General features: G+C 63.2%; 11 protein-coding genes and 2 pseudogenes. 10 read left to right on the forward strand and 3 right to left on the reverse strand.

Features of this window, described 5'->3' with window-relative positions:
- Positions 1-39: 39 nt before the first annotated feature.
- Positions 40-636 carry a preprotein translocase subunit SecG gene (secG, locus tag G5575_RS08200; protein WP_164533912.1) on the reverse strand — a complete coding sequence of 199 codons (597 nt, stop codon included), beginning with the start codon at positions 634-636 and terminating at the stop codon, positions 40-42.
- Between the two features lie 141 nt (positions 637-777).
- Positions 778-1530: a triose-phosphate isomerase gene (tpiA, locus tag G5575_RS08205; protein WP_268904406.1), complete on the reverse strand. Its 753-nt coding sequence runs from the start codon at positions 1528-1530 to the stop codon at positions 778-780.
- A 121-nt stretch (positions 1531-1651) separates the two neighbouring features.
- On the opposite strand from tpiA, the gene G5575_RS08210 reads away from it, so the two are divergent.
- The 10 genes and pseudogenes from G5575_RS08210 to uvsE all read left to right on the forward strand — a co-directional run bounded on the left by G5575_RS08210 (position 1652) and on the right by uvsE (position 11244).
- Positions 1652-3526, forward strand: coding sequence for a peptidylprolyl isomerase (locus tag G5575_RS08210; protein WP_164533914.1), 1875 nt, complete (start codon positions 1652-1654; stop codon positions 3524-3526).
- 18 nt (positions 3527-3544) lie between these two features.
- A complete protein-coding gene (gene trpE, locus G5575_RS08215; RefSeq protein WP_164533915.1) occupies positions 3545-5053 on the forward strand; it encodes an anthranilate synthase component I in 1509 nt (502 codons plus the stop codon).
- Positions 5054-5220: 167 nt separating this feature from the next.
- Positions 5221-5820, forward strand: a complete 600-nt coding sequence (locus G5575_RS08220) for an anthranilate synthase component II (protein WP_164533916.1) — start codon at positions 5221-5223, stop codon at positions 5818-5820.
- Complete coding sequence (gene trpD, locus G5575_RS08225; protein ID WP_407924850.1) at positions 5817-6839, forward strand: anthranilate phosphoribosyltransferase; 1023 nt, start codon at positions 5817-5819, stop codon at positions 6837-6839. The genes G5575_RS08220 and trpD overlap by 4 nt, the downstream gene beginning before the upstream one ends.
- Positions 6836-7651 carry an indole-3-glycerol phosphate synthase TrpC gene (gene trpC, locus G5575_RS08230; protein WP_164533917.1) on the forward strand — a complete coding sequence of 272 codons (816 nt, stop codon included), beginning with the start codon at positions 6836-6838 and terminating at the stop codon, positions 7649-7651. Before trpD ends, trpC begins: the two co-directional genes overlap by 4 nt.
- On the forward strand, positions 7648-8130 hold the full coding sequence (gene moaC, locus G5575_RS08235) for a cyclic pyranopterin monophosphate synthase MoaC (RefSeq protein ID WP_164533918.1): 483 nt from the start codon (positions 7648-7650) through the stop codon (positions 8128-8130). The genes trpC and moaC overlap by 4 nt, the downstream gene beginning before the upstream one ends.
- Positions 8127-9055: pseudogene (locus G5575_RS20225) on the forward strand (molybdopterin molybdotransferase MoeA); the annotation flags it as partial. The gene moaC and the pseudogene G5575_RS20225, both read left to right, overlap by 4 nt.
- Positions 9029-9328: a MoeA family protein gene (locus G5575_RS21050; RefSeq protein WP_268904420.1), complete on the forward strand. Its 300-nt coding sequence runs from the start codon at positions 9029-9031 to the stop codon at positions 9326-9328. The pseudogene G5575_RS20225 and the gene G5575_RS21050, both read left to right, overlap by 27 nt.
- Before the next feature lie 86 nt (positions 9329-9414).
- A pseudogene (gene lexA, locus G5575_RS08250) lies at positions 9415-10127 on the forward strand (transcriptional repressor LexA).
- An 82-nt stretch (positions 10128-10209) separates the two neighbouring features.
- Positions 10210-11244 carry a UV DNA damage repair endonuclease UvsE gene (gene uvsE, locus G5575_RS08255; RefSeq protein WP_164533921.1) on the forward strand — a complete coding sequence of 345 codons (1035 nt, stop codon included), beginning with the start codon at positions 10210-10212 and terminating at the stop codon, positions 11242-11244.
- Here the strand turns inward: uvsE and G5575_RS08260 are convergent.
- Entirely contained in the window at positions 11241-11816 is a 576-nt protein-coding gene (locus G5575_RS08260) for a TetR/AcrR family transcriptional regulator (RefSeq protein ID WP_164533922.1), read from the reverse strand. The genes uvsE and G5575_RS08260 overlap by 4 nt on opposite strands.
- Positions 11817-11970 lie beyond the last annotated feature (154 nt).

The following is an 11970-nucleotide window of genomic DNA, read 5'->3' on the forward strand; positions in this document are numbered from 1 at the left end:
GGGATGTTTCCATCCCCTTCTCAGGTGCCTTGCGGCTTGTCAGTTCGCCGGAGCGGCGGGTGTTTGTTCGGCCGGGGCCGCGGGCACCGGCAGGTCGCTGCTGCTTGCAGCAGGCGCGGCAGTCTCGTTGCTCGGAGCCAGAAGCGGTGCTTCGTTCGCCGGAGCTGTGGTCGTCGCATCAGCCGCCGGTGCGGTTGTGTTCTCGGTCGCAGGAGCGGTTGTCGTTTCCGTCGCCGGAGCCGCAGGAACGGGCAGATCGGTGTCCGTTGACGTCACCGGCGTCTGGGCCTCGGCCGGTAACGGCAGATCCGATGTTTCCTCGCCCTGGAGAGCATTGAGCGCATCGAGAACGGTCGACGGCTGCTCGCCGGTCGGCGTCGTCACGGCGTTTTCGAGAATGCCGGAAGTGCCACGATCGAGTTCGTTGATGACCGTGAGGCCAATGGCAGAAACGAAGAACAAGGTGGCGAGGATCGCCGTGGTGCGCGTCAGCAGGTTCGCCGACCCGCGCGCCGTCATCAGGCCGCCGCCGCCACCGCCGATGCCCAGCGCGCCACCTTCACTCCGCTGCAGCAGGATGACGACAATCAGCGCCAGCACGATCAGCAGGTAGGCGACTAGGAGGACGTTGGCCATGGAGTTCTTGTCTTCGCGTCAATCCGGGTCCGGCCACGGCGGGGCCCGGTGTCAAAAGGATGCGGGGTCTTACACCCGCCAAACGGCAAATACCAGCCGGTCGGGGCGAATTTCGCCGCGACCGGAAGCATGCCGTTCGAACTATACGGCGGAGATAATCGTATAGAAGTCTTTTGCCAAGAGGCTAGCGCCGCCTACCAGCGCGCCATTGACGTTGTCGACGTCTAGAATTTCGCGGGCATTGTGCGGCTTGACCGAGCCGCCATAGATGATCCGGATGCTCTCGCCGCGCTCTCCGAACCGTTCCGTCAGGCAGGTGCGGATCGAAGCATGCATGGCCGCGATATCTTCAAGGCTCGGCGTGCGATCCGTGCCGATGGCCCAGATCGGCTCATAAGCAACCACGACCTCGTGGACGCTTGCCGCTTCTGGCAAGGAGGCTGCGAGCTGGCCCGAAACCACATGCTCCGCCTGGCCCGCATCGCGCTCGGCTTCGGTTTCACCGATGCAGATGATGGGTTTGAGACCCGCACCGATGGCGGCCTCCGCCTTCGACCGGACCACGTCATCTGTCTCGCCATGCAGCTGGCGGCGCTCGGAATGTCCTACGATAACAAATTGGGCACCGGCATCGGCCAGCATGGAGGCCGAAATGTCGCCCGTATGGGCGCCGGATGATTGCGGATGGCAGTCCTGTCCACCAGCCAAAATGCCGCTCGAAGCGCCCTGTGCGGCCACGGCAGACAACAGCGTTGCCGGCGGGCAAACGACGACAATCGCGCGCGGGGCTGCACCAGTGGTCAGAAGCCGTGCCAACTCGGCCATCTCGTCAAGCGAGTGGGTGAGCCCGTTCATCTTCCAGTTTCCGGCGATCAGCGGTGAGATGGTCGTCAATCTTGCTACTCCTGCCTCTTGCGCCAGGGAAAGGTTTGCCCTAACCCCGGCTGCGGTATTGTCTTCTAGTCTGGGCTCGCAGCTGCGGTAAAGCCTCGGACCCCGAACGGGAACGCTCGAAATGCTCGATGGTTTGCGCGGCTTTGCAAAATCCTGGCCTGGAAAAATCCTAGGCGGGTTCCTGCTGGTTGGCGTGGCCGGCTTCGGCATCAACAACGTGATCCTCGACCTCGGCAGCAATACCGTTGCCCGCGTTGGCGACCAGGAAATCACTTCGCGCGAATTCCTGCGCGCCTATGAAAGCCGCGTCAGCCAGCTTTCGCAGCAGCTCGGTTCCGTGCCCACGGCGAGCCAGGCCGAGGCCTATGGCATTCCGACCGCGGTGCTCCTCAACCTTTCCGAAGGCGCAGCGCTCGATACGCTTTCGGACCAGTTTGGCCTCGGTGTCAGCGACGCAAAGCTGGCACAGATGCTGCGAGAAGATCCGTCCTTCTTCGGCACGCTCGGGACCTTCGACCCTTCGATTTTTACGCAGACGCTGCAGCGCGCCGGCTGGACCGAGTCCGAATATTTCACGGCGCGCGCCGACGAAGCCCGCCGCACCCAGCTTCTGGATTCTTTCTTTGCAGATGCCGGTCTGCCTGCCGTGGCGACCGATGTCTTGGGCAAATATGTGGGTGCCACGCGCACCATCGACTACATCGCGCTGAGCGATGTGAACGTCGAGACGCCCCCTGCCCCGACCGAAGAAGAGCTTGCTGCCTACCTCACCGAGCACCAATCCGAGTTCCGCACGGTCGAGACCCGCACTGTGCGCCTCCTCGATCTGTCGCTGGCGTCGCTTGCGGCAACCAACACCTTCACCGATGAAGAAATTGCCGCCGAATATGAAGCGGTGCGCGACAGCCTCTCGACACCCGAACGCCGCACGATCGACCAGGTGGCGCTGAACACGCCCGAGCTCCAGGCCCAGTTCGAAGCTGGCCTCGCTGCCGGCACCGATTTCGCAACGCTCGTGCAGCAGGCCGGCCTAACCCCATCGAGCCTCGGCACCCTGGCACAGAGCGCGATTACCGACACTGCCTTGGCGCCCGCTGCTTTCGGTCTCGCCGAAGGTGACTTCGCTCTGATCCCCGGCATTGGCGGCCAACGCGCCATCCACGTATCGGCCATCGAGCCGGCCGGTCAGCCCACGCTAGAAGAAGCTCGCACCGACATTGTCACCCGCCTCGGCACCACCGCTGCCCGCAACGAAATCAACGAGATCCTTGACCAGATAGAGGAACTGCGCGCGGCCTTCACCCCGATCGAGGACATCGCCGCTCGCTACGGCCTCGACGTCTACGAAGTCGCGGTGACGCAGACCGGTTCTGAGCTTTCGGTGCTGCCAAACCTGGCCGCCGAAGAGCGCCAGAAGGTGGCCCAAGCCATCTACCGTGCCGAAGAAGGCCGCCTCACGCCCTCCGTGCCGCTCGCCGGCAACGCCCATCTCTGGTTCGACCTTGAATCGATCAATCCGGCCCGTGACCAGACGCTCGACGAAGTGCGCGACCAGCTGATCACGACCATCACCGAAGAGCGCACCAACAATGCGCTGCTCGCCCTTGGCGACAGCATCGTGACGCGTCTGAATGGCGGCGAAGATCTTGCAACCATCGCTGCCGAGCTGACCCTCTTCCCGCAGATCAGCGCGCCGTTCACGCGCTTCGGTGCCGAAGACGGCACGATCGATGCCACTGTCGCAGCCGCAGCCTTTGCCGGTGGTCCCGACCACAACGGTTCGGCCGTCAGCGAAACCGGCGAGTTCATCGTCTTCCACGTCACCGACAATGCCGAACCTGCCGAAGCACTCGCACCCGAAGTGCTGGCCGGGCTCGAAGACGATGCGCGTACCGGCCTCGAGAACGAATTCGTCGGCGCAGTGCGCGACGATGCCGGGCTGCGCATCAACCAGCAGGCGCTCACCACCCTGCTCGTCAACAATTACGGCCAGTAACTCCACCGGAACGCCACCATGGACGACGACTTTTCGAAGCGCTTTACCGAGCAATATGCTGCCGGGAAGTCGCAGATCGTCTGGCGTCGCATCGTGGCGGATCTTGAAACGCCGGTCGGCACCTATCTCAAGCTTGCCGAGGGTCGCTCGCACACTTTTCTTCTCGAAAGCGTGCAGGATGGAACGACCCGCGGTCGCTATTCGATCATTGGCCTCCAGCCCGACCTGATCCTCAAGGTCGATGACGGCACAGCTTCGATCAACCGCACGGCACAAGCCAGCCCGGACGCCTTCGAGCCGATGCACGAAAAGCCGCTCGACGCCCTTCGCGCGCTAGTCGCCGAGAGCCATATCGAAGTGCCGCACGGCTTGCCGCCCCAATCGGCGGGCGTCTATGGCTATCTCGGCTACGAAATGGTGCGCTACATGGAGCACCTGCCGACCGATCGTGCCGACGAACTCGGCACGCCCGAAGCCGTGCTGATGCGCCCATCGCTGCTGGCGATCTTCGATACGCTCAAGGATGAGCTCTATCTCACAGCGCCCGTCTACGTGCGCGAGGGCGTTTCTGGCGGCCAGGCCCTCGCCTCCGCCGAGAGCCGCATCGACGATGCGATTGCGCGGCTCTCGCGCGCAACACCGGCAACCCCTGCCCTGCCCGACCTGGAAGCCATCAGCGTCACCAGCAACACCTCGCGTGACGAATATTTCGAGATGGTCGCCAAGGCCAAGGACTACATTACCGCTGGCGATATCTTCCAGGTCGTCTTGAGCCAGCGCTTTTCAGCCGACTTCAACCTGCCCCCGACCGCGCTCTACCGCGCGCTGCGCCGCACCAATCCCAGCCCCTATATGTATTTCCTCGATTTTGGCGGCTTTGCCGTGGCCGGATCGAGCCCGGAAATCCTGGTTCGGGTGCAGGATGGCGAAGTCACCATCCGGCCCATTGCCGGCACCCGCAAGCGCGGTGCCACGCCGACCCGCGACCAGGAGCTGGCATCCGAACTTCTCAGCGACCCCAAGGAACTTTCCGAGCACCTGATGCTGCTCGATCTGGGCCGCAACGATGTCGGCCGCGTCGCCCAAACCGGCACCGTCAAGGTCACCGACAAGTTCTTCCTCGAATACTATTCGCACGTCATGCACATCGTCTCCAACGTCGTCGGCGTGCTGGATCCGCAATACGACTTCGTCGATGCGCTTTCCGCCGGCTTCCCTGCCGGCACCGTTTCCGGCGCACCAAAGGTGCGCGCCATGGAGATCATCGACAGCCTCGAAAAAACACGCCGCGGGATCTATGGCGGCTGCGTCGGTTATTTCGGCGCCGACGGTACCATGGACACCTGCATCGTCTTGCGCACCGGCATCGTCAAGGACGGCAAGCTTTACGTGCAGTCTGGCGCCGGCATCGTCGCGGACAGCCAGCCACAGCTCGAGCAGCTCGAATGCGAAAATAAGGCCCGCGCCCTGTTCAGCGCCGCCGAGGAAGCGCTACGATACGCCGGCGAAGCGGGAGTGGGGCAATGAGCAAATCTCTAAGAGACCTCATGGTGAGCCTGTCGAACCACGAGGTCGGGTACGCCGATCTCGCCACGACCTCGTCCTTCGACAGGGTCAGGATGAGGTCTACTCCAAAGTTTCGATGGCAAAGCTGGTTCTGATCGCCATTTCTAGAACCCGTTTAGGACCGCCCCATGACCAAGACCCTCGTCATCGATAACTATGACAGCTTCACCTACAATCTCGTCCATTTCCTGGGCGAGCTCGGCGCCGACATCACCGTCCGCCGCAACGACAAGATCACTCTCGACCAGATCGCCGAAATGGCGCCCGAAGCAATCGTCCTGTCTCCCGGCCCCTGCACCCCCAACGAAGCCGGCATCTGCCTCGCCACCATCGATCGCTTCAAGGGCGAGTTCCCGATGCTCGGCGTCTGTCTCGGACACCAGGCAATAGGCCAGGCTCTGGGTGGCGATGTCGTGCGTGCGCCGGTGCTGTTCCACGGCAAGACCAGCAAGATCAACCACACCGGCAAAGGCATCTTCCGCGGCCTCAATGCCGGCTTCGAGGCGACGCGCTACCATTCGCTGATCGTCAAGCAGGACACCCTGCCCGAGACGCTCGAAGTCACCGCCTCGACCGACGATGGCCTCATCATGGGCATGCAGCACAAGACGCTGCCGGTGCATGGCGTGCAGTTCCACCCCGAAAGCATCGCCTCGGAAAACGGCCACGCACTGCTGCAGAACTTCCTCAACATTGCCCGCGACTTCAACGCCCGGAAAGCCGCGTGATGGAGATCAAGCAGGCTCTCAACAAGATCGCGCAGCGTCGCGATCTGACCGGCGAGGAAATGCGCGGTGTCATGCGCATCATCATGGCCGGCGAAGCCACCGCCAGCCAAACCGGCGCCTTCCTCATGGGCATGCGCCTCAAGGGCGAAACGGCGGGTGAAATTGCTGCGGCGGTGTCGATCCTGCGCGAAATGATGGTGCCGGTCGAAGCGCCTGCCGACTCCATCGACATCGTCGGCACCGGTGGCGACGGTCACGGCACGCTCAATATTTCGACCGCGGCCGCAATCGTGGTCGCCTCGCTCGGCGTCCCCGTGGCCAAGCATGGCAACCGCGCACTTTCCTCAAAATCCGGCTCCTCGCAGGCCCTCGAAGCGCTTGGCGTCAAGCTCGATCTGGGCCCGGATGCGATCGCCCAAACCATTCGCGAAGCCGGCATCGGCTTCATGTTCGCGCCTTCCCATCATCCGGCGATGAAGCATGTCGGCCCCGCCCGCACCGAAATGGGCGTGCGCACCATGTTCAATCTCCTCGGACCGCAATCCAATCCGGCCAGCGTCGGCCGCTACCTCCTTGGCGTTTTTGCCGAAGAATGGGTCGAAAAAATCGCCCAAGCCCTCCAGGCCAATAGGGTGAAGAAGGCCTGGGTCGTCCATGGTTGCGACGGCCTCGACGAGCTGACCGTCACCGGCAAGAGCTTCGTGGCGCAGATAGCCAATGGCGATCTCCGCAGCTTCGAAGTGCGGCCCGAAGATGCCGGCCTCAAGCAATACGATCTGGCGGAAATCCTTGGCGGCACGCCGGAAGAGAACGCCCAAGCCATCCACGCGCTCTTTGACGGCGCGCCTGGCGCTTACCGCGATATCGTCTTGCTCAATGCCGCCGCCGCCCTCATTGTGGCCGACAATGTCGAAACGCTCCGCGATGGTGCGGAAGCCGCCGCGCGCGCCATCGACAATGGCGACGCCAAGAACACTCTCGCCCGCCTTGTTGCGGTCTCGAACGGACGAGCGCCATGATAGATTTCCTCAAGCAGATCGAAGCCTATAAGCGCGAAGAAATCGCCGCGGCCAAGGCCATGCGGCCCTGGGCCGAAGTCGTGGCACAAGCCCATGACCAGCCGCCGCCGCGGGGCTTCATCCGGTCGATCAAGGCAAAGCGCGCGCAGGGTCAATTCGCCCTGATCGCCGAGGTCAAGAAGGCCAGCCCATCCAAGGGCCTGATCCGTCCCGACTTCAATCCCGCCGAGATCGCCCGCGCCTACGAAACCGCGGGCGCCGCCTGCCTTTCGGTGCTGACCGATCGCCCGAGCTTTCAGGGCTCGCCCAGCTACCTGATCGAAGCCCGCGCCGCCACCCGCCTGCCGGTGCTGCGCAAGGACTTCCTGTTCGAAACCTATCAGGTGGCCGAAGCCCGCTCCTGGGGCGCCGATTGCATCCTCATCATCCTGGCCGCCGTCGGCGACGACGTGGCGCGCTTCCTGCTCGATGCTGCCGAGGAATGGGGCATGGACGCGCTGGTGGAAGTGCACGATCAACTCGAACTCGACCGCGCCCTGGCGCTCGATGCAAAATTCATCGGCGTCAATAACCGCAACCTGCGCACCTTCGAGACGACGCTCGAGACCACGGTGAACCTCGCGGCCGGCGTCCCCTCCGACGTGCTCCTGGTCAGCGAAAGCGGCATTGTATCCAACGACCATCTGCAGATGCTCGAACGCCGCTGCAGCGTCGGCACCTTCCTTGTCGGCGAGGCGCTGATGCGGCAGGACGATGTCGTCGCCGCCACTCGCGCCCTGCTGATGGGCCAGCCCGAGACCGTCCGCGGATGAGCGATCGCCTGACGCATGTCGACGCGCAGGGCCGCGCGCAGATGGTCGATGTTGGCGACAAGGCCGTTACGCGCCGACGTGCCGTCGCCGAGGCCACTGTGCTGGCACTTCCCACGACCGTCGAAGCCTTTGTCGAAGACCGGCTGAAAAAGGGCGATGCCATCGCCACGGCCCGTATCGCCGGCATCATGGCCTCCAAACGCACATCCGATCTGATCCCCCTGTGCCACCCGCTGGCACTGACCAAAGTCACGGTAGACATCGATCCGCTGAGCGACCGATCGGGCCTGCACATCGTCGCCACCGCCGAAACCAATGGCCAGACCGGCGTCGAGATGGAAGCGCTAACGGCAGCCTCGGTCGCAGCGCTGACGCTCTATGACATGGGCAAGGCCGTCGATCGCGGCATGACCATTACCGACCTGCGGCTCGTCGCAAAATCCGGCGGCAAGTCCGGCGACTTCATGCGCGCGCCATGAGCCTCCTGCCCGTCGACGAGGCGCTGAAGGCCATTCTCGCGCGCGTGCCTCCGGTCACCCCCGAAACGGTGCCGCTGACCGACGGCCTGGGCCGCGTGCTGACATCTGCGCTGATCGCAACGCACGATCAGCCTCCCTTCAACGCCAGCGCCATGGACGGCTACGCCATGCGTGCCGCCGACGTTGTCGAGGGACATGCGCTCAAGGTCATCGGCATGTCCCAGGCCGGAACTGCCTTCAAAGGCACGGTATCTGAGGGAGAGGCCGTCCGCATCTTCACCGGCGCGCCGCTCCTGCTGGCGCGGACACGGTGATCATGCAGGAAGAAGCGCAGCGCGATGGCGATGTCGTCCGCTTCACCGCCCCTGCCCGGCTGGGCCATAGCGTCCGGCCAAAGGGTAACGACTTCGCTACGGGTCAGACACTTCTCGAGCCCGGCACACTGCTGACGCCAATGCATATCGCCGTCGCGGCAGCAGCCAACGCCGCCGGACTCACCGTCGCCCGACGTCCCCGCATCGGCCTCGTTGCCACTGGCGATGAGCTTGTCCTGCCCGGCACGTCGCTCGGGCCTGACCAGATCGTCGGCTCCAACAGCTTCGCCCTTGCGGCGCTGCTCAAATCCTATGCCGAAACCATCACCGACCATGGCATTATCGGCGACGATATCGACCTGCTCCGCACCCGTCTTGCAGAGGCCTTTGCAGACGAGCCGGACGTGTTGATCACCACCGGCGGCGCTTCGGTCGGCGAACATGACCTCGTGCAGGATGTGCTCAAAGACCTCGGCGTCTCGCTTGATTTCTGGCGCATCAACATGCGCCCCGGAAAACCGCTAATGTTCGGCACGCGCGGCAAGACCCTGGTCTTTGGCCTGCCGGGCAACCCGGTATCCGCCATGGTCACCGCCATCGTCTTCATCAAGCCGGCACTGCGCGCCTGGCTTGGCTATGCCGAACCGCCTCACTGGCATCTTCCGCTCGCCGCACCGACCCCGCCCAACACAGCCCGCCGCCACTTTATGCGCGCGCAGCTGGTCTTCTCTCCAGGCGGACCCACCTTGCTCCCGATCACGCAGACTGACAGTGGCCACACTTCGTCACTATCCAAGGCCGACATGCTCATCACTCAGCCGGAGCATGACCCTGGTCAGAAAGCCGGCGCGAAAGTCGAAGCCCTGTCGATCGACGCCTTCTAGGCTGTGTTTTATTTGTGGCATTGCAGAACATAAATGGAACGATTATAACCGTTCTGTCTATGTTCCGATTCTAGGATGCCGGGCCGATGCTGACGCGCAAACAACACGAGTTGCTCATGTTCATCCATGAACGGATGAAGGAAAGCGGCATCCCCCATCCTTTGACGAAATGAAAGATGCGCTTGATCTGGCGTCCAAATCCGGCATTCACCGGCTGATCACGGCGCTCGAAGAACGCGGCTTCATCCGACGCCTGCCGAACCGCGCCCGCGCCTTGGAAGTGGTAAAGCTTCCCGATTCAATGAACCCTTCGCTTGGCGGCCGCAAGGCGCGCTTCGAGCCGTCGGTGATCGAAGGCAGCCTGGGCAAGCTCAGCACGCCGCCGGCCCGCGGCGTTGCGGCAGAAGAATATGCCCGCCCCGTCTCTATCCCGGTCATGGGCCGGATCGCGGCCGGTACGCCAATCTCGGCCATCGAACAACACACCCACACCATCCAGGTGCCGCCTGAAATGCTGGGCGCCGGCGATCATTACGCGCTCGAAGTGCGCGGCGACTCGATGATCGAAGCCGGCATCTTCGATGGCGACACCGTGGTCATCAAGCGCCAGGACACGGCCGGCACCGGCGAGATCGTCGTTGCCCTTGTCGACGACGAGGAAGCAACGCTGAAGCGCCTGCGCCGCAAGGGCAATACGGTGGCGCTGGAGGCGGCTAACCCCGCCTACGAGACCCGCATCTTCCCACCCGATCGGGTCAAGGTTCAGGGCCGTCTCATCGGCCTTCTGCGCAAATACTAGAATGCTTTGAGCCGGGTTCGCCCGGCTCTTTCATTTCGGAACGGCGCAGGGGTCGTGCATTCCCTCCCCGGAGGCAATGTGAATGTCCAATCCCCTCAAGCTCGGCTTTCCCGTCAAGGTGCTGGGCAATCCTGCGCTCAAAAGCAACGACGCGCGTCGCTCGCAATCCAACCCGCATCTTCGTGTGTCGCTCGGGTACCTCTCGGACATCTTCGACTATCTGGTGAAGCACCAGATCAGCATGTACCGCATGTCCTCCGACCTTGCGCCCTACGCCACCCACCCCGATATGCCGCAGTTCCACTCCATGGTGCAAGACTGCGCTGGCGACCTTGCCACCATCGGCAATCGCGCACGTGAGCTTGGCCTGCGTCTCTCCTTTCACCCCAGCCAGTTCATCGTCCTCAACAGCCCCGATCCTGAGCTGGTGCGCAAAAGCATCTGGGACCTAACGAGCCAGGCCGAAATGCTCGACCTCATGGAGCTCGGACCCGAAGCGGTCATGGTTGTCCATGTCGGCGGCGTCTATGACGATAAAATCGCGGCTCGGCAGCGCTGGGTCGAGACCTGGCCCACCCTCCCCGAGCCGGTGCGCCGCCGCCTCGTGCTTGAAAACGACGACCTGCGCTTTTCCTGTGCCGACACGCTCTATGTGCATGAACACACCGGCGTAAGGCTGATCTTCGATCACCAGCATTTCTGGTGCCTCAACCCTGAAGGCCTCGACTTGCGCGACGCGCTCTCCAGCATGCTGGCGACCTGGCCGTCGGACGTGCGGCCGAAAATCCATTTTTCCTCGCCCCGCACCGAGCTCCGCCAGCTGGCGCGCAAGAACCGCAAGACCGGCAAGGCCGAAACCGTCAATGTCGCTCCCGTCTGGACCGGCCACGCCGATTTCGTTCAGCCGTTTGAGTTCATTTCCTTCATGCGCATCGCCGACGGCCTGGAGTTCGACGTCATGCTCGAAGCCAAGTCCAAGGACCTGGCGCTGATCAAGCTCCGGCCCGACCTCCTGCGTTACGCGCCCGACGTCGCTGCGCGCTTCGGCCTCTACCCGGCGCAGCAGAAGGCGCTCGAAGGCGAGCAGGAAAGCCTTATGGAAAGCGAAAGCGCCTAAGTCGCCCGCAGCAAGCTCATTGCCGCCGCGATGACGCGGTCCTTCTGCGCATCGCTGGTGCCGGCCAGACCCTGGATGTGCAGCCCCTGGTCGAGCGTCTGCAGCATCTTGCCCAAGCCCGACAGGCTCGCTCCGGCGTTGACCTGCCCCCGCGCCGCGGCGTTGACCAAATTGCCATGGTAGAGCGCCTCGATTTCCTCCGATGCCGCCACGGCCTTTTCGAACGCCCCCGGCGGCACCGTATCCTTCTGCGTCAACGTGTTGAGCATGAAGCAGCCATAATACTGGCTGCCATATTGCAGGCTCTTCAGCACCGCCTCGATATTCTCGAGCCCAAGCGGCGCCTGCGTCAGCACCTGCCGATACTGCGCCAGCAGAAATCCCAAGAACCGCTCCAGCGCCGCCTCGAAGAGGCCCGCCTTACCGCCGAATTCCTTGTAGAGGCTGAAGCGGTTAAGCCCCGTATGCTCGACCAGCGCCTGCAAATGCGCGCCTTCATAGCCCTGTCGCCAGAACAGCTCCATCGCTTTGTCGATCACCTCGTCCCGCACATAAAGCCGTGGCCGCGCCATTACAAACCGATCATTCTGAAACACGTTGACCCGGCGCTTGGGCAGGGTTATTCACCTATCGTTCTGTAATGGAAATGCGGCCATGTCCAGACCTTTGCTCCCGCTGCACCGCTTTCTCGCGCTCTATTATTCCTACGCTTTCCTATTCGACTGC

The organism is Devosia aurantiaca (assembly GCF_011058215.1).
GTDB classification, from domain to species: Bacteria; Pseudomonadota; Alphaproteobacteria; order Rhizobiales; family Devosiaceae; genus Devosia; species Devosia aurantiaca.